The sequence below is a fragment of the Streptomyces sp. MB09-02B genome (genome assembly GCF_033794485.1).
GTDB lineage: Bacteria > Actinomycetota > Actinomycetes > Streptomycetales > Streptomycetaceae > Streptomyces.
In genome coordinates this window covers 1-16,708 of the sequence record NZ_JARGEE010000201.1, presented here as the reverse complement: position 1 = coordinate 16,708, position 16,708 = coordinate 1, and the positions used below count along the sequence as shown (strand labels likewise).

The following is a 16,708-nucleotide window of genomic DNA, read 5'->3' as shown; positions in this document are numbered from 1 at the left end:
CCCCCGTTCCTCACCTCCCCCTCGCGCACCCCACGTCAAGGAGCCAACGATGAGCACCCTGTCCTACAAGGTCCTCGACCTCGACTTCCCGGCCGGCAGCAGGAACAAGACCGCCACCCTCGTCACCGGCGAGACCGAAGCCCTGCTCGTGGACGCCGCCTTCACCCGCGCCGACGGCCACCGCCTGGCCGCCGAGATCCTCGACTCGGGCAAGAAGCTGACCACCGTCTTCGTCTCCCACGGCGACCCCGACTTCTACTTCGGCGCCGAGGTGATCGCCGACGCCTTCCCCGACGCGGTCTTCGTCGCCACCCCGCTCGTCATCGACCACATCCACCACTCCTACGAGGGCAAGCTCAAGGCCTGGGCGGCCCTCGGCGCGAACCTGCCCACCCGCCTGGTCGACCTCGAACCGCTCACCGGGGACCTCACCCTGGAAGGGCACCGTTTCGAGCTCAAGGGGGGCCCGGCCGCGCTGGCCGACCGCCACTACCTCTGGCAGGCCGAGTCCCGTGCCCTCCTCGGCGGCGTCCTGCTCTTCCAGCAGGAGCACGTCTGGGTCGCCGACACCCCCACCCCCGGTGACCGCGCCGCCTGGATCGACCTGCTGGACGAGATGGCCGCGCTCCGGCCGGAGCTGGTCGTCCCCGGCCACCGGCTGCCCGGCACCCCGGCCGACGCCTCCGCGATCGCCGCCACGCGCGCGTACCTGCTCGCGTTCGAGGAGGAACTGGACAAGGCGGCCGACGGCGCGTCGCTGACCGAGGCCCTCGTCCGGCGCTACCCCGACAACGGGATGCAGATCGCCGCGCAGATCGGCGCGAAGGTCGCCAAGGGCGAGATGAAGTGGGGCTGACGGGGATGACCACCACCGACTTCGCCACCTCCACCGCCCCCGCCGACGTCGTACGACGCCAGTACCTCGCCTCTGCGACGCGTGACCTGGCGGCTCTGCGTGCCACCCTCGCCCCCGACGTGGAGTGGACGGAGATGGCGGGCTTCCCCCTCGCCGGCACCTACCGCACCCCCGACGGGGTCACCTCCAACGTCATGGAGAAGCTCGGCCAGGACTGGGACGACTGGACCGCCCACGACGACACCTATGTCGTCGACGGCGAGAACGTCGTGGTCCTCGCCCGCTACACCGCGACGAACAAGGCCACGGGCAAGCACATCCACGTCCGCGTCGCCCACCACTTCACCGTCCGGGGCGGCCTCATCGTCCGCTTCGAACAGTTCGTCGACACGGCCCTCGTCCGCGAGGCCATGCAGGCCACCTGATCGCCTCCGGCACCTCGCCCTCGGTTTCCGGCACCCGGTTCCCGGTGCGCCCGTTCCGGCTCCCGGCTTCCTCCGTACCCGGTCTGACGTCACGTCGGGCCGGGTACGTCGCGTCGCGCCGCCGTGCCCCTCAGCCGGTGGCGCGCGGTGAAGTGCGCCCGGCCGGCGAGGCGACATGCCCATCCTGAATCCGGTTGCGGGACCCGGGGCGTGCCTGACACGGTGCGGGTTTCCGCGACATCGGTGAGGTTCCCGTGACGATCTACTTCTATGGCGAGCCGACGAGGTCCCCTACGGCTGCTTCTCGAACTTCTCCGATCACGGCTTCGACCTCGACGGGGTCTGGTGGCCGACCTCGGAGCACTACTTCCAGGCGCAGAAGTTCAAGGGCACCCGCCACGCGGATCTCGTCCGGCGTGCGCGCACGCCGTTGCGGGCGGCGGAGTTGGGCCGCGACGTGTCCAAGCCCCTGCGACGGGACTGGGAGCGGGTCAAGGACGACGTGATGCGCCGTGCGGTGGCGACCAAGTTCCGCGCGCACGCCGACATCCGCGACATCCTGCTGTCCACCGGTGACGAGGAGATCGTCGAGGACACCACCACCGATCACTACTGGGGTCGGGGCAGGACCGGGAACGGCAAGAACATGCTCGGGCGGATCCTGGTGCGCACCCGCGGCCAGCTGCGAACCGCCTAGCCCCGTCGAGGAGTTACCCACAGGGCCGAGGAAATCCCGCAGAGGTCCCCCTCGGCCGTGGCCAGGGCGGCGCCCACCCGGTGCTTGCGTCCTTCCTCCGCCACGACCCACGCGTACGACACCAGCCGTGAGGCGACCGGCACCGGCCGGAGCAGCCGGGCGGCGAGCGAGGCGGTCACCGCGCCCTCCCGCATGGTCCCGAGCAGTCGGCCCGCCGCGTTTCCCGGGCAGTCCAGCGCCCCCCACACGAGCTCCGTCGGCAGCATCCCGTCGGCGTCCGCGAGCGCGGGACCTGGTGTCCACGCGGTGGCCACCAGGTCCCGTCCGGGGACGCCTCCGCAGTGCAGGCGGAGCCCGGTGTCGGGCGTACGGTCGAGCCCGCATCCGAAGCAGTCCACGGACCCCGTCGGGGGCGCCGCGCGATAGGCCTCGGCCGCCGTGGACGCCTCCGCCCAGGAGGGGGTGTCTGGTACGCCGAGAGCCGTGAGGTCCTCCGCGTCGGGCACGGCCACCGCGAGATCCCCGTCCGCGCCGGTCAGCACGGCCCCGCCGTCGTCGGTCCGTGCGAGCCCCACCGGCACCTCGACGGGCGTCGGCCGCCGGAAGTCCACCCGCACGGCCCCGGCCTCCGCCCGCCGGGCCAGCACCCCCGCCACGTACCCGCCGAACGCCACGCCGGGATAGCCCCGCAGCAGGTCGGGCACCGTGATCGTCTCGATCTCGCTCATGCCGCCACTCCACCACATGCCCGCCCCCGACGACCGCTGGAGCGTGCCCGGGTGCGGAGCGTCAGCTCCCGCAGCCGCGCCCCGCCGCCTTGGCCTTCGGCACCGTCGTCGTGGGGGAGGCGGACCGTTCGGCCGGTGTGCAGCAGGCGTTCACCCCGCAGCACGTGTCGGCCGCCGCTGACGACGCGCTCACCGAGCCGCCGCCTTCGGCCGGCTTGGTGGCGCGGACGACGGCGGAGTGCATGCCGTCGGCGACGGCGTGGGTCGGGGTGATCTCGACCTCGGTGAACCCGGCCGCCGCCAGACCCGCGCGCGCCGGCCGTCGCACCCGGCGACGTACCGCGCCCGCCAGCGGACGGACCCCCCGTCCGCCTCGCGCACGGTCACCGACGGCCGGTCCGTGTCGGCGTTGAGAACGCCGACCGCCTCGGTGGCGAAGTCGACCCGCCCTCCGTTGTCCAGAAACCGCGTCAACAGGTTGGTGACCAGCCGCTGTTGGGGATAGACGGTGTGCCGCTCACCGCGTCCGAGGTCGCTGTAGTCCAGCCGGAACCGGCCGTCCTCCGTACGGAACTCGCAGGTGCTGTGCGCCTGTCCGTCCCGACGCAGCCCCTCGGCCAGCCCGTGCCGCTCCAGGATCCGTACGGAGTGGGCGGCCAGGAATCCGGCACGCGCCCGCGTCTGGACGTGCGCGCGCTCGGCACGCTCCAGCAGGACGCAGTCGATCCCGCTGTCCTGAAGGAGATTGCCGAGCACGAGCCCGGCCGGCCCGGCACCGAGGACGACCACATCGGCTGCTCGCCGGATATTCCTATCTGTCACGAAAAGGGATAGTAGGTGGCTGGAAGTTCCCTACCTGACGAAAATCACCTGAACGAGAAGAGCGGAAACCGTGACCCCCGACGTGCCGGTCCGACGGCAGTTGGGCGGTGCGGTGCAGCCCCTTTCGGCGCGATCTGTGGGGTGTGTGTCGTAGACGCCATCACGCCGGATCCCCGAGATTGGAGGCGTGAAGGAGCGCAGCATTGTTTTCGTGATCTACGAGGGGTTTCAGCCTCTCGACCTCGTCGGCCCCCACGAGGTGTTCCAGCACGCCGGGCAGCTGGCCGGCGGTTATCGCCACCTGGTGGTGGCGCCTCGTTCCGGGCCGGTGCCGGCGGAGAGTGGGCTTCCGGTCCACGCCGGGTACGGGGTGGACGAGGTGGATCCCGAGGGTGTCGACACTCTGGTTGTGGCCGGTGGCAAGGGAGTCGACCAGGCGCGCCTCGATGCGGGGCTGACCGGGTGGATCCGGGACGTCGGGGCGAGTGCCCGCCGCGTCACCTCGGTGTGCAGCGGGGTGTTCCTGCTGGCCGCCGCCGGACTTCTCGACGGGCGCAGGGTCACCACCCACTGGGCCCGCGAACAGCAACTCATCCGGGAACATCCGGGTGTTGAGGTCGACTGCGAGCCCATTTTCATCCGGGACGGGCATGTGTGGACGTCGGCCGGTGTCACCGCCGGAATGGATCTCGCCCTCGCGCTCGTCGAGGACGATCTGGGGCGGGACGTCGTCCATGCCGTCGCCCGCGAGTTGGTCATGTTCCTGCGCAGGCCCGGCGGTCAGTCTCAGTTCAGCGTGACGCTGTGGTCGAAAGAGCCCGCGACTGACCCGATCCGTGCCGCGGTGTCGGCCATACACGCCGACCCCGGCGCCCGGCACGGAATCGCCGACCTGGCGCAGAGCGCGCGGCTGAGCCCGCGTCATCTGCAGCGCCGGTTCACCGCCGAACTGGGCACACCGCCCGCCTCGTACGTGGAGCGGGTACGTGTCGAGGCCGCCCAGCGCGCGCTCGCCGAGGGCGACGACCCGGTCGAGGCCATTGCGCGGCACTGCGGGTTCGGCACCGCCGAGACGCTGCGCCGCACCTTCCACCGTCACCTGGGCATCGCGCCCTCCGATTACCGGGCGCGGTTCTCCACCACCGCCCATGCGGAACTGCAACAGGAACAGGAGCATTCATGACCACCTACGGACTGCTGATCTTTAACGATGCCGAGGAGCTGGACTTCGTCGGCCCCTGGGAGGTGTTCACCTCGTCCTCGATGCTGCGCGACGGTGTGGACACCGCCATCCTGATTGCCGAAAAGTCCGGGCCCGTGCGCTGCAGCAAGGGCATGCGCGTCCTGCCTGACCACACATTCGGCGACCACCCGCGCCTCGATGTGCTGCTGGTCCCCGGTGGACCCGGGGCCCGGGAGACAGAGCCGCACAACCCGGTCGTCACCGGCTGGATCGCCAAGACAGCGGCACAGGTCTCCTGGGTCAGCAGCGTGTGCACCGGCGCGGCGCTTATGCACGCCGCCGGGCCCGCGCGCGGGCGGCGCGTCGCCACCCACTGGAGCTACGAGGACGCGCTCGAGGCGCACGGTGACGTCACCGTCGTCCGCGACGCCCGCTACGTCGTCGACGGCAACCTGATCACCAGCCAGGGCGTGTCCGCCGGGATTGACAGCGCCCTGTGGCTGGTGGGCCGGTTGCACGGGCGCGAGCACGCCCGCGCGGTGCGCCGGTACATTCAGTACGAGCCCGCGCCGCCCTACCCCGCCGACGAGCCCATCGTCGGCTGACCGATCCTGACAGCCGCGCTCGGCGCCGTCGGCCGACCGCACCGAGCGCCACGCCCACAGCGAGGAACGCGGGAGCCGCGCGTGCCAGCCCGCGGAATAGATCTTCCGTCAGCGGTTGACTCGCCGGTTCCTGCTTGAGGTGGCCGGACGGCCTTCTACGATCCGGTGTATGGATCCCGAGCTGCTGGAACGGATCACCGCGCGGCGCGCGGAACTGGACGAACTCGAAGAACGGCTGGCCAAGCAGTTGGCAGAGGTGCGGGCCGAGCGCGACGAGCTCGCTGTCGCCGAGAAGGTCCTGGAGCGGATCAGCGAGCAGCTGGCCGAGGAGCATGCTGCGTCCGCGCCGACGCCCGGTCACGTGGGTGGACGAGCGGTGATGCTGATCCCACACCGCGAGCCGGACGTGGAGGAGGTGATGCTTCCGCCGGACTACCAGCGCATCCTTGCCGCCGTGCGGCAGGCTGCCGGACCCATCATGGCCCGGCAGGTCGGCGAGATGCTGGGTGTGGACGTCAGCATGCGGGCCAAGCTGGAACCACTGCGCGGGAACTGGTCAGACTGACTGACCGCGGCTGGCTGCGGAAACTGCCCGACGGCCGGTTCACCACCCGCCTGTGACCAGGGACACTGCCGTGGCCACCCCGAGTGACGCGGTGCGGTCGTAACCACGGCGCCTCCGGCGGCCGTTGGAATTGCGTGCCTAGAACCAAGGAACACGCCGAGGGCACTTGCTCGCTTAGCCGACCTGCCGCGTCATGACCGGTCCGGCGGCCTGTCGCACAGCGGCGAGCATGCGTTGGTAGTCCGGGGGGAGCACGATCTCCTCCACGCCGGGCTGGTGTGCGGGATCAGCATCACCGTCCGTCCGCCCACCTGCCCGGGCATCGGCTCGGCCGAGGCACGCTCGGCGGCGAGCTGCTCGCTCACCCGCTCAAGGACCCGTTCGGCGACAGCGAGTTCGTCCCGCTCAGCCCGCACCTCCGCCAGCTGCTTGACCAGCTGTTCTTCGAGTTCGTCCAGTTCCGCACGCCGCGCGGTGATCCGTTCCAGCAGCTCGGGCTCCAACAAGCACAGGATCGTAGAAGGCCGACAGCCTCAGCGAGCAGGAACCGGCGAACCGACCGCTCCGCCAGACGATCTCGTCCGTGGACAGCCGCCCACGACCACCGTGAGCACCCCGAGAGCCGATCACACCAGCCCTTTGAGCTGCGACTTCAAGTCGGAGGCTCAGTGCTGTGCGGTGCGCCGTGGGAGACCTGGCTGATGTGCCAGTCGAGATGATCGGCCGCCAGAGCCGCCCGCTTGACGATGCGTCCCCTGGAATTCCCCGCCCGTCAGAATTGTGGTCCAGCCCCGGGCTTTCTGGTCCTGCCCGGGTCCGACCTCGTGGGCAATGCTGTCGTCTCAGAGAATCTTGATCCAGGACGCCCTCACCCCGCCGGGGTGATTCGGCCAGGTCATGACGTTCCACTTGTTGATTCCATTGGCGGGCTGCCACGCCGCGTCCCCGAACCACTGGACGCGGTTGTTCCCGGTCGAGATCCGGGTGATCCAGGAGTTGCCGGGCATTGATCGCGAACGCGTTCGTCGCGGTGAGGGCGGTCAGGGAGCCGTCAGTGCCAGGGTGGTCGTCGCGGCCATGGAAATTATTCACCTTCCGGAAGTCGACAGATCGCGGATCCTTCGACTGTTGAAACGGGTCGGCGGTGAAAGGGGTTGGTCGCCGAAGCGGGTTCTTCCGCCCTGCCCTTTGGGGCAACTCCGGGGGCGGAAAGGGCACCTTCCCCGACTGTCCGACAAGGATTCCTCGACCCACCGAACCTTCTCCGTGCAGTGCGCATCTACAGGGGGGCAGGCGCGCACCCGACCTCGTGCGCCCATTCGTATGCGAGGGGAATCAGACACTTCATGAAGAGCAAGCTGACCGCCGTGGCCCTGGCGGCGATCGTCGTCGCCGGCACCGCCGCTGCCGCCGTACCGGCCTCCGCCGCCCCGGCCGCGCCGACCCGCTGCCACACCGCCGACCTGAAGGCCGGCTTCGCCCTGGGGGACAGCGCGAAGCCGGAGATGAAGCAGACCGAGAAGCAGACCCAGGCGCACATCTGGTTCACCAACCGGAGTGAGCGCACCTGCACGCTGTCCGGCTTCGCGGGGGTCGACATGGTCGGCGCGCAGAAGACCGACGGCACCTGGTCGTTGGCGCGCTCCTCCCAGAAGCCCCCGAAGATGACCCTGGAGAAGGGGGACACGGTGGACTTCAGCATCACCCTGCTCCCGGTGGCCGCGTCCACGCCCCAGGCGGAGAAGTTCGTTCCGTCGAAGTTCCTGGTCACCCCGCCGAACGAGACGGAGCACTTCACCCTGACGTGGCCGTTCGGCGGCCAGATCCTCAAGCAGGACGCCGCCACGCGCCCGGCGACGTACCTCAACCCGATCGGGCTGTAGGCAGGGCAGAGTCAGAGCCACGGGGACGGCCTCTGTGAACGAGGCCGTCCCGTCAGCTCTCGCGGACGCGGAGCGAGCCGCAGACGACGAATCCGTCGTCCGACCCGTCCGACCCGTCCGACCCGTCCGACCCGTCCGACCCGTCCGACACGAGCAGCGTGGTGATTGTGGACCGATGCCGGTCCGGGACGGGTATGAACGCGTCGATGCCGACGGCGGCCGCCGTGTCGGGGGCGGGCGCGGGGGAGATCAGGAGTGCGGAGTACTGGGACTTCAGTTTCATGCCCAGCACGTTGAGGAACTCGACCTCCACCGCCTCGCCGGCCGTTCCGTCCGCCGCCCCGCCCGCCGGTCGCGCCCGCAGCACGAGCCGGCGATGGGACACCTCGTAGGACCAGAGCACAAAGGGCCGTTCGATCCGGAGAGGAAGCTCGCTCTCCAGGCCCGCGACGTGCCGTTGCACAGTGTTCCCCCCGGTTGGTGGTCGGGTACTTCGGATGGCCCGGTTCTCATGGACGCGAGGAGGTCGGGCCCGGTTGCTCCCAGAGGCCGGTCAGGTGCGTGTGGAGGACGTCCTGCGCCTCCTGCGGGGTGAGGTGGCCGACGAGGACGTGCGTGGTGAGGCCGTCCGCCAGGGCGAGGAGGGCGCGGGCCTCGCGTCGCGGATCGAGGGGCACGGCACGGTCGGTGCCCTCGCCGGCCTCCGAGACGAGGCGCGTGAACGCCTCGTGCAGGGCCGCGTAGTTCGACCGCAGCGCGCCCGCGAGCGCCTCGCTGACGGCCGCCTGCGCGACGAAGGCGAGCCAGACCCGTGCCTCGGCGCGGTGCTCTTCCCCGAGCAGTGAGACCTCGGTGACCGCATGGCCGAGGGCGGTGCCGGCCGACTGGGCCGGGCTTCTGACGAGGCGGGCCCGTACGCGCTCGCTGATCCGCTCGCCCACGTGTTCCAGAGCGAACACGAGCATCTCTTCCTTGGTGCGGAAACAACGCTGAACGGCACCCATGGACACCTGCGCGCGAGTGGCGACATCGCGAAGGGTCACGCCCTCGAGGCCGCGTTCGTCGGCGAGTCGGCAGACGGCCTCGGCGATGAGGCGGCGTCGGCCCACGTGATCCACCTGCCTGGGCATGCCCGTTCGCCTCCCTGTTCCGCGGCCCTCTGCCGCGCACCGCCCCTTATTTCGATGCGCTCGCATCGGTACAAGGATACGGTTGCGGTTCCGATGCGGTCGCATCGGAACGTGGGGAGGATGAGAACACCATGCGGGACGCCCTGTGGAAGATGCCGGCCGCTGCCCAGGCGGCGGCCGTGCGCGGCGGACATGTCTCGGCGCGCGAACTGGTCGACAGTCACCTCGACCGCATCGCCGAGGTCAACGGCCAAGTGAACGCCGTCACGCAGCTCTTGGCGGAGCGCGCACGCGAGGCCGCGACACGGACGGACCGCCGACGGGCCGCCGGTGAAGCGCTGGGGCCGCTCGCGGGTGTTCCGTTCACTGTGAAGGAGAGCACCGCCGTCGAAGGCGTGCCGACCACGTTCGGCACGGAGCGCTTCCGCGATCTGGTGGCGCCGGCCGACGCGCCTCCGGTGGCGCGGCTCCGCGCGGCCGGGGCCGTCCCCATCGGACACAGCAACATCCCCACCCTGATCCTGGCGGGGATGCACACACGCAGCGAACTGTTCGGCGACACGGTCAACCCGTGGGACAGCAGCCGGACCCCGGGCGGCTCCAGCGGGGGCGACGCGGTGGCCGTCGCCACGGGCATGGCGGCGCTCGGGCTCGGCAACGACTCCGGGGGATCGGTTCGTGTCCCGGCCCAGTTCTGCGGCGTGGCCGGGCTGAAGCCGTCCACGGGCCGTTTTCCGGCCGACCACCGCGTCCTCGGTCCGGACGACCCGGGCCCGGCGTCCCAGTTCCTGGTCACCGACGGCCCGTTGGCCCGTACCGTGGGCGATCTGCGGCTCGCCTACGAGGTGCTGGCCGGGACCGATCCACGAGACCCCCGGGCCGTACCGGTACCCGCGTACGGCGAGGCGCTTCCCGGCCCGGTGAAGGTCGCGGTCGTGGCGGACCCCGGCGGACACGGCGTCCACCCCGCGGTGCGCGGAGCCATCGAGACCGCGGCCGACGCGCTCCGCGACGCCGGGTACGACGTGCGCGAGGTGCGGGACGTACCGCGGACGGACGAGGCTCTCGAAGCGTACGGCCGGATCACCGTGACCGAGTTCGCCCCGACCTGGCCGGTGGTACGCCGACTGCTCGGCGAGGGCGGGGACCGCTACATCGCGATGGCGATGGAACGGACCCCGCCCGCGACCGCGGACGAGTTCATGAAGCTGATGGGCACCTGGATGAGCGTGCGCCGCTCGTGGGCCGAATTCCTCGACAGGTACCCGCTGTTGCTCGGCCCGTCGTTCACCGAGCCGCCGGTCGAGCCGGGACTGGAGTCACGCGACAGGGCCGGCCGGGACCGGGTCGCGGCGGGGATGCGCCTGTGCAGTGTGACGAGCCTCGTGGGTGTGCCCGGTGTGGCCGTACCGACGGGGGTGGTGGACGGGCTCCCCGTGGGAGTGCAGCTCGTCGGGCGCGCGTTCCGGGAGGACATGTGCCTGGAGGCGGCCCAGGCGATCGAGGACCGCCTCGGGGTGCTCACACCGGTCGACCCGCGCGGGGGAGGCCGGGCGGACCGAGCTGGCTGAAAACAACTCGGTCACCGTAAATCGCCGGCCACGGCAGCCTGGGATCGCGATACGAGTAGAGGCACCGAGGCACCCACGACGATCGTGCCCGGAACGACCACCAGAACGACCACCGGGTCAACGACCGGATCGACGACCGGGTCAACGACCGGGTCAACGACCGGAACAGCAACCGGAACTACAACCGGAACGGACAACACCATGACCACGGCCCCCACCGAGGACCATCCGCCCTCCTGCCGCGATCTGGTCGGACTCCTCGCCCAGACCGACCGGCGCGCCGCCTACGCCGCCCTCGCCCTCGGCGCCACATCCGTGGCCGAGGTCGCCGAACTGGCCAAGCTCCGCCCACCGGCCGCCGCCGCCGCGTTGCAGAAGCTGACGGAGGGCCGGATCGCCGCCTTCGACAGCGAGAAGCGCACGTACACGCTGCTCGACGACACGTTCCGGCTGGCCGTCCAGGCCGAGGTCAGGGTCTCCGGGCGGGGCGGTGGAGACGGCGCGGGCTCCTACTTCCGCCGCGGCCGGCTCACGTCCGTTCCGGGCAGGGCGGAGGTGCGCGGCCGCGTTCTGGCCGTGGTGAAGGACTCGTTCGAGCCCGGTGTGACGTACTCCGAGGCCAAGGTCAACGCGATCTGCGGCGAATGGTTCGACGACTGGGTGAGCCTGCGCCGTGCCCTGGTGGACGAGGGTCTGCTGCGCAGGAACGAGTCCGGCACCACCTACGAGCGCGTCTGACGGACGGCGCGCGTGTGTGTGCCTGCGACGCCGACGACCAACAGCGCGACGGCCCCGACGACGCACGACCCGACGACGCACCCCCGGCGGCGCAGGGTCAGTCGTCGCGTCAGTCGTCGAGTCAGTCACCGCGCCGCGTGCTGGACGGCTGGAGGAGTTGGTCCACGGGGGCGTAGTCGTCGGTGAGGGGCCGGGCGCCGTCGATCCAGGAGGTGAGGTCGTCGCCGGTGGTCGTCTGCCAGCCGGTTCGGCGGGCGTCCAGCGCCTTCTGGGTCGCGCGCAGGTCGAGAGGGCGGTCGGAGGCGAGGACCACCAGGTTGCCGCCGTCGGAGGTGGCGGTCGCGTCGAGGCCGATGTCCGCGGGCTCGCCGGCGACGGCGACGTGCTCGAAGGTCCCGTCGAGGGTGGCCACTTCGGCACGCGCGAAGTCCATCCCGCCGTGGTCGATGAGGTTGGCGACGTACAGGCCGTCCGGGGCGAGCACCCGCCGTACGTCGGCCATCGCTTCCGCCGTCGTGAGGTGCCACGGCACGCTGACGCCCCCGAAGGCGTCCCCGACGACGAGATCCCGGCTGTCGGCGGCCAGTTGCCGCAGACCGAGCCTTCCGTCCTCGACGCGTACGTCGATCCCGGCCCCCGGTCGCAGACCGAGCCGCTCACGGTCGATGCGTACGACCCCGCTGTCGATCTCGGACACGAGGCTGCGCGTCCCGGGCCGCGTGGCGGCGAGGTAGCGGGGAAGGGTGAGTCCGCCCCCGCCCAGATGGTGGGCGGCCAGCGGCTCACCTTCGGGGAAGGCGGTGTCGACGGCCGACGCGATGGCGCGTACGTACGCGAACTCCAGGAAGGTCGGATCGTCGACGTCGACGTAGGAGTGCCGCAGGCCGTCCAGCACGAGTGTGCGGCCGCTGTCCCGGTCGGGGTCCGCGACGACCCGGGCGCAGTGGTACCTGGTCTCCGCGTCGCAGCCGCCGGGCGCGACCGCGGTGCCGAGGCCTCCGGCGACGACCACGAGGGTCAGGGCGGGGGTGCCCCTCCACCGCCGTGTCCGCCACTCGACCACCGCCGAGCCGACCACCAGGAGGGTCCCGAGGCCGATCAGGATGCCGCTGACCGGCAACCGCGAGACGAGGACGAAGCCGGTGAGGACGGTGCCGACGATGGCGCCGACGGTCCCGACGCCGGACAGCCGGCCGACGACCGTCCCGGTCTCGGCGAGGCTGGTCAGACGCAGCTTCGTCACGATCGGCGTCACCGCGGAGAGCAGCGCGCCCGGCACGAGGATCGTCAGCGACGCGATCAGCAGCAGCATCGCCGGTGCCCACTCCGCAGTCGTACGCAGCACGGCGGGGGTGAGCGCCACGACCGCTCCCGACACCCCGAGCGAGGGGCCGATGAGCCGACGCGGATCCACCTGGTCGGCGAGAAGCCCGCCCAGCCAGGAGCCGACGGCGATCGCCGTGAGGGCGATGCCGATCACCAGGGTGCTGGTCTCCAGGGTGAGACCGAGGTAGGGCGCCAACAGCCGCAGCGCGACGATCTCGACCACCAGGACCGCGGCCGATGACCCGAACACGAGCACGGCGGCGGCGCGGGAACCCGGTCCCCGGTCGCGAGCACCTTCCTCGACGCCGGGTCCGGGTGCGGACGACGATGCGGTCACGGCCGACATCCTCGCACGCGACGTGTCAGGGCGCCGTGACCGGTAGGCGCCCGCACCCCCCCCACTGCCGTGACCGGGACCGGCCGTCGTGGTCCGCCCCGGGGAAAACCCGTGGACCACGACGGCCACTCCCGCTGCGTCGTGGAGCTATGCGCGTGCGGGTCAGGTCACCTGACGGTCCGGTACGCGGTGGGCATGGTCTCGGTGACCGTGTTGCCGTCGCGGTCGACGAGGGTGGCCTTGAGGCCGACCGTGGTGGGGCGGGCCGGGTGCGTGAGGGCCAGCGATCGCTTGCCGTGCGCGTCGGTGCGCACGGTGGTGGGCTTCCAGGTGCGCCCGCCGTCGTACGACACCCGCACCGTCAGGGACTTGACCGCGCCCTTGCGCGCCGCCGGACCCTGGATGCCGATCGGTACGGTGAGCCGGGTGCCCGCCTTCGCCGTGCTGGTGAGGGACAGCTTCGGGGAGAAGCGGACCACGGAGAGGGGGAGGCGCTCGATCTTGTCGCCGACGGTGGGGGCCGAACTGAAGGTCCACACCGCCGAGACCCGGGCTCCGACGGTCACGGAACCGGCGGGGCGGGAGGTGTCGATGCTGAGGCGGTAGTCGGCCTTGCGCGGCAGCAGCCCGTCGAGCGGGAACCCGCAGGGGGCCATCCGCGTGTCGATGACGGTCGTGGAGCCGGAGGTGAGGCGCAGACGCGTCTTCGCGTCGGTGTAGTTGGCGTGGCCCGCTCCGTCGGAGAGCAGCGGGAGGCACACCGCGTAGGCGGTGCCCGCGCGTACGGCACCGGGGCCGCCCACGGTGAGGGAGTCGCTGGTGACGGGGCCGAAGACGCCGGTGTTGAACGTGTCCCGATAGGTGCGGCCGGGCTCGTAACGGCGGGGCACGGGAGTCTCGAACACGCTCAGGAACGGGTTGTCGTCCGTGACGAGGACCGCGCCCAGGTCCCAGCGCAGCCCGCCTTCGGTGGACACGTGGTGGACGACCGACGCGGCGGGCACCGGCCAAAATTCCCCCCTGTTGTCGAAGTTGACGTCGGCGAGGGCGGACAGGCCCATCGTCCGCCAGGAGGCCGACGGGGTCGCGATGCTGCCCTTGGCGTTGGAGCCGATCGAGGTGACGACCTTCGCCAGACCGCGCTGGGTGAAGGTGCGGTTCAGGCCGGTGAAGAAGGTGCCCTTGCGGGTGACGGCCAGGTCGTACAGGTCGCCGGTGGTGCCGCGCTGCCAGATGCCGCCGACCTGGGCCTCGAAGTCCCCGGCCGGGACGGCCGGCCCGACCTGGCCGAGGTGGACGCGGCGGTACTCGGAGTTGTCGCCCAGCCCCACGTACTCGGCGTAGTCGTAGGCGCGTTCGGCCCCCCGTGCGCCGAAGAGGAGCGAGCCGCCGGTGAGGCGGGCCCGGGCGTCAGGGGCGGTGATCTTGAGGAGCTTGCCGGTGCGGGCGTCCAGGGGCAGCGTCATGGCCCTGTCCACCTTCAGGCCGGGCGCGACGAGTTGGGTCAGCTGCGGGGAGTCCGGTGTGCCGTTCGTCAGCTGGGCGGATATCAGGTAGCGGCCTTTGGGGACGCGGACCCGCGTCGTGCTCGTGGAGGTCGGGGCGGTGCCGTCGTCGGCGAAGGACCACGACGTGCCGGTGTCCAGGCCGACGACGCTCAGGCGGTGCGGGGCCGTGGCCCTGCCGTCGCGCCCGATGCCTTTGAGCGTCAGGTCGTACGACTCCACCTCGCGCACGGCGCCGACGGTCGTACGGACGCTCTCGCCGGTCGCCGCCGTCGCCGTGATCGTGCCGCCGAAGGCGCCGTCCGCGGTGCCCACGCGGGTGTCGGCGGTGACCGTGGCGGAGGCGGTGCCCCCGGCCGGGACGGTCAGCCGGTCCGGCGCCACGGTGAACATGCCGTCCGGGGCGCCGGCCGCGGCGGACAGGTCCAGCGTGACCGGCGTGGAGCCGGTGTTGCGATAGGTGAGGGTCCGGCCGATCGGCTCGTCGTCGGTGTGCGGCCACCGCTGCAGGCCGAACGAGAGCGACGGCGTCTCGGCCATCACCGTCTGGCGCAGGGCGCGGGCCACGTCGACCCGCCCCGTGCCCTGCGCGTACGGGGAGGAGGAGCCGTGCAGCGGGACCGTCGAGCCCATCAGCGCGGCCTTGAGGCGCTGTCCCGACCAGTCGGGGTGTGCCTGGGCGAGGATCGCGGCGGCGCCGGCGACGTGCGGGGTCGCCATCGACGTACCGCTCATGCGGACGTAGCCCGGGGCGGCGGGGTCGCCCTGGGTGCCGTGGGCCGCCTTCGCGCCGACGATGTCCACGCCGGGGGCGGAGATGTCGGGCTTCAGCTCACCGCTCGCGTCGGGGCCGACGCTGGAGAAGTCGGCGAGCCCGTCCTCGGAGTCGACGGCGGCCACGGTGAGCGCGGCGGAGGCGGCTCCGGGCGTGTTGACGGTCCCGGGCTGCGGGCCCTCGTTGCCCGCGGCGATCACGAACAGGGCGCCGGAGGAGGCCGACAGGTCGCCCACTGCCTTCTCCATCGGGTCGACCCCCGGGGTGTCCGTGCCGCCGAGGCTCATGCTGATCACCTGGGCGCCCTGCCCGGCGGCCCACTGCATCCCGGCGATGAGCCACGAGTCCTGCCCGCGGCCCCGGTCGTCCAGCACCCGTCCGACCAGCAGCTTCGCACCGGGCGCGACCCCCTTGTACTTTCCACCGCTGCGCACGCCGGAGCCGACGACGGTGGAGGCGACGTGCGTGCCGTGGCCGGCCCTGTCGTCGGTGGAACGTGACCCGGTGAAGTCCTTCGACCCGACGACGGCGCCCTTCACATCGGGGTGCGTGACGTCGATCCCGCTGTCGAGGACGGCGACCTTGACGCCCTTGCCGTCGTACCCGGCCTTCCAGGCCTCGGGGGCGTGGATCTGCGCGGTGCCCTGGGCCGGGTCCGGGTTCTCGTCCCGCGACGGCGTGGCCTCGACCCTGCCGTCCAGCCAGACGCGGTCGATGCCGCGCTCGGTGGTGACGGCGCCCTCGGCGGGCCGGGTCAGCGCCTTCCACACGTCGGGCGCGTCCGCCTTCTCGGCGGTCAGCGACTCGCCGTCGACGGCGGGCAGCCGGCGCTCGACCTCGACGTCCGCCGACAGCAGCGACCGCCTGGCGCCTTCCGCCGACTCGGTGGAGCCCTCGTAGGAGACGATCAGCGGCAGGGTGCGGCGGTGGCCGTCGTCGTAGCCGTCGGCCACCAGCTGGGTCACGTCGAACAGCCGCCGGTCCAGCCGGCCGCTCGCCACCAGCGGGGCGGCGTCGTCGGGGACGACGTACGTGTGCCCGCCGAGGCTCCGCACCGAGTACGTGGTCCTCGACCGCCCCTCGCGCCGGTCCACGGCGGTCACCCGGGTGCCGCCGACGACGCTGACGGTGTCGCCGGTGATCAGGGTGACGCGGGTGGCGGCGCCGAGGCCGGCCGCCGGAGCGGGGGTGGAGGCCGCCGTCTCCGGTGGGGCGGCGCTGGAGGGGACGGCGGTGGCGGTGAGTCCGGCCACCGCGAGCAGTGCGGCCGCGCCGTACGTGACGGGTCGGCGGCGGCGCCCTCGCGATCTGTGCGGGGTCCGCGTGTTCCGTGGGTTCGGCAAAGGAGTGTTCTCTTCCTGAGGTGGTGGTGAGTGATTGGCATGTGCCGGGTGAGGGAGCGCCTGAAAAGCACGGGGCGCAGCCCCTGCTTCAGGGGCGCGGGGAACGCGCGAGAAGCCCCACCGGAGCCGCACCCGACGACGCACCCCAAAAAACCCGGGCCCACAGGCATCTTGCACCTGCGGGCCCGGGTCATACGCGGCTCAGGCCCGCCCAAGCGT

At 71.8% G+C, this 16,708-nt stretch carries 16 protein-coding genes and 1 pseudogene; 9 read left to right on the top strand and 8 right to left on the bottom strand.

Features of this window, described 5'->3' with window-relative positions:
- Window positions 1-49: 49 nt before the first annotated feature.
- The 3 genes and pseudogenes from P1P70_RS25710 to P1P70_RS25700 all read left to right on the top strand — a co-directional run.
- The gene (locus P1P70_RS25710; RefSeq protein WP_319241680.1) at window positions 50-856 is read left to right on the top strand and encodes an MBL fold metallo-hydrolase; all 807 of its coding nucleotides are present in this window, start codon (window positions 50-52) and stop codon (window positions 854-856) included.
- 5 nt (window positions 857-861) lie between these two features.
- Entirely contained in the window at window positions 862-1,281 is a 420-nt protein-coding gene (locus P1P70_RS25705) for a nuclear transport factor 2 family protein (RefSeq protein WP_319241678.1), read from the top strand.
- 331 nt (window positions 1,282-1,612) lie between these two features.
- Window positions 1,613-1,978, top strand: a pseudogene (locus P1P70_RS25700) (NADAR family protein); the annotation flags it as partial.
- Here the strand turns inward: P1P70_RS25700 and P1P70_RS25695 are convergent.
- Window positions 1,975-2,706, bottom strand: coding sequence for a hypothetical protein (locus P1P70_RS25695; RefSeq protein WP_319241676.1), 732 nt, complete (start codon window positions 2,704-2,706; stop codon window positions 1,975-1,977). The pseudogene P1P70_RS25700 and the gene P1P70_RS25695 sit on opposite strands and share 4 nt — an antisense overlap.
- 189 nt (window positions 2,707-2,895) lie before the next feature.
- The gene (locus tag P1P70_RS45865; protein WP_413471545.1) at window positions 2,896-3,528 is read right to left on the bottom strand and encodes an FAD-dependent monooxygenase; all 633 of its coding nucleotides are present in this window, start codon (window positions 3,526-3,528) and stop codon (window positions 2,896-2,898) included.
- Between the two features lie 187 nt (window positions 3,529-3,715).
- Between P1P70_RS45865 and P1P70_RS25680 the strand changes: the two genes are divergently transcribed.
- The 3 genes from P1P70_RS25680 to P1P70_RS25670 all read left to right on the top strand — a co-directional run bounded on the left by P1P70_RS25680 (window position 3,716) and on the right by P1P70_RS25670 (window position 5,881).
- The gene (locus tag P1P70_RS25680; RefSeq protein WP_319241674.1) at window positions 3,716-4,711 is read left to right on the top strand and encodes a GlxA family transcriptional regulator; all 996 of its coding nucleotides are present in this window, start codon (window positions 3,716-3,718) and stop codon (window positions 4,709-4,711) included.
- Window positions 4,708-5,316 (top strand): DJ-1/PfpI family protein, encoded by a 609-nt coding sequence (locus P1P70_RS25675; protein WP_319241672.1) that lies wholly within the window; start codon window positions 4,708-4,710, stop codon window positions 5,314-5,316. The genes P1P70_RS25680 and P1P70_RS25675 overlap by 4 nt, the downstream gene beginning before the upstream one ends.
- A 169-nt stretch (window positions 5,317-5,485) precedes the next feature.
- Entirely contained in the window at window positions 5,486-5,881 is a 396-nt protein-coding gene (locus tag P1P70_RS25670; RefSeq protein ID WP_319241670.1) for a hypothetical protein, read from the top strand.
- 191 nt (window positions 5,882-6,072) lie between these two features.
- On the opposite strand, the gene P1P70_RS25665 is transcribed toward P1P70_RS25670, so the two are convergent.
- Window positions 6,073-6,387 carry a hypothetical protein gene (locus P1P70_RS25665; protein WP_319241668.1) on the bottom strand — a complete coding sequence of 105 codons (315 nt, stop codon included), beginning with the start codon at window positions 6,385-6,387 and terminating at the stop codon, window positions 6,073-6,075.
- A gap of 336 nt (window positions 6,388-6,723) precedes the next feature.
- A complete protein-coding gene (locus P1P70_RS25660) occupies window positions 6,724-6,888 on the bottom strand; it encodes a hypothetical protein (protein ID WP_319241666.1) in 165 nt (54 codons plus the stop codon).
- 339 nt (window positions 6,889-7,227) lie between these two features.
- Between P1P70_RS25660 and P1P70_RS25655 the strand changes: the two genes are divergently transcribed.
- Complete coding sequence (locus tag P1P70_RS25655; protein WP_319241664.1) at window positions 7,228-7,764, top strand: DUF4232 domain-containing protein; 537 nt, start codon at window positions 7,228-7,230, stop codon at window positions 7,762-7,764.
- Between the two features lie 52 nt (window positions 7,765-7,816).
- On the opposite strand, the gene P1P70_RS25650 is transcribed toward P1P70_RS25655, so the two are convergent.
- Both P1P70_RS25650 and P1P70_RS25645 read right to left on the bottom strand, forming a co-directional pair.
- The gene (locus P1P70_RS25650; RefSeq protein ID WP_319241662.1) at window positions 7,817-8,227 is read right to left on the bottom strand and encodes a hypothetical protein; all 411 of its coding nucleotides are present in this window, start codon (window positions 8,225-8,227) and stop codon (window positions 7,817-7,819) included.
- A gap of 46 nt (window positions 8,228-8,273) precedes the next feature.
- Window positions 8,274-8,894: a TetR/AcrR family transcriptional regulator gene (locus tag P1P70_RS25645; protein ID WP_319241660.1), complete on the bottom strand. Its 621-nt coding sequence runs from the start codon at window positions 8,892-8,894 to the stop codon at window positions 8,274-8,276.
- Window positions 8,895-9,025: 131 nt separating this feature from the next.
- Here P1P70_RS25645 and P1P70_RS25640 point away from each other — a divergent pair, with 131 nt between their 5' ends.
- Window positions 9,026-10,465 carry an amidase gene (locus P1P70_RS25640; protein ID WP_319241658.1) on the top strand — a complete coding sequence of 480 codons (1,440 nt, stop codon included), beginning with the start codon at window positions 9,026-9,028 and terminating at the stop codon, window positions 10,463-10,465.
- Between the two features lie 201 nt (window positions 10,466-10,666).
- Window positions 10,667-11,203, top strand: a complete 537-nt coding sequence (locus P1P70_RS25635) for a DUF2087 domain-containing protein (protein ID WP_319241656.1) — start codon at window positions 10,667-10,669, stop codon at window positions 11,201-11,203.
- 121 nt (window positions 11,204-11,324) lie between these two features.
- Here P1P70_RS25635 and P1P70_RS25630 read toward each other — a convergent pair whose 3' ends face one another.
- Together P1P70_RS25630 and P1P70_RS25625 are read right to left on the bottom strand one after the other, a co-directional pair.
- Window positions 11,325-12,875, bottom strand: a complete 1,551-nt coding sequence (locus P1P70_RS25630; protein ID WP_319241654.1) for a fused MFS/spermidine synthase — start codon at window positions 12,873-12,875, stop codon at window positions 11,325-11,327.
- Between the two features lie 158 nt (window positions 12,876-13,033).
- Entirely contained in the window at window positions 13,034-16,399 is a 3,366-nt protein-coding gene (locus P1P70_RS25625; RefSeq protein ID WP_319241652.1) for a S8 family serine peptidase, read from the bottom strand.
- Between the last annotated feature and the right edge of the window lie 309 nt (window positions 16,400-16,708).

Bases quoted from the DNA above. Each gene is read 5' to 3' on its own strand.
- P1P70_RS25645 (WP_319241660.1), bottom strand. From the start codon at position 8,894: ATGCCCAGGCAGGTGGATCACGTGGGCCGACGCCGCCTCATCGCCGAG.
- P1P70_RS25655 (WP_319241664.1), top strand. From the start codon at position 7,228: ATGAAGAGCAAGCTGACCGCCGTGGCCCTGGCGGCGATCGTCGTCGCC.
- P1P70_RS25630 (WP_319241654.1), bottom strand. From the start codon at position 12,875: ATGTCGGCCGTGACCGCATCGTCGTCCGCACCCGGACCCGGCGTCGAG.
- P1P70_RS25635 (WP_319241656.1), top strand. From the start codon at position 10,667: ATGACCACGGCCCCCACCGAGGACCATCCGCCCTCCTGCCGCGATCTG.
- P1P70_RS25640 (WP_319241658.1), top strand. From the start codon at position 9,026: ATGCGGGACGCCCTGTGGAAGATGCCGGCCGCTGCCCAGGCGGCGGCC.
- P1P70_RS25670 (WP_319241670.1), top strand. From the start codon at position 5,486: ATGGATCCCGAGCTGCTGGAACGGATCACCGCGCGGCGCGCGGAACTG.
- P1P70_RS25710 (WP_319241680.1), top strand. From the start codon at position 50: ATGAGCACCCTGTCCTACAAGGTCCTCGACCTCGACTTCCCGGCCGGC.
- P1P70_RS25660 (WP_319241666.1), bottom strand. From the start codon at position 6,888: ATGCCCGGCAACTCCTGGATCACCCGGATCTCGACCGGGAACAACCGC.
- P1P70_RS25695 (WP_319241676.1), bottom strand. From the start codon at position 2,706: ATGAGCGAGATCGAGACGATCACGGTGCCCGACCTGCTGCGGGGCTAT.
- P1P70_RS25705 (WP_319241678.1), top strand. From the start codon at position 862: ATGACCACCACCGACTTCGCCACCTCCACCGCCCCCGCCGACGTCGTA.
- P1P70_RS25675 (WP_319241672.1), top strand. From the start codon at position 4,708: ATGACCACCTACGGACTGCTGATCTTTAACGATGCCGAGGAGCTGGAC.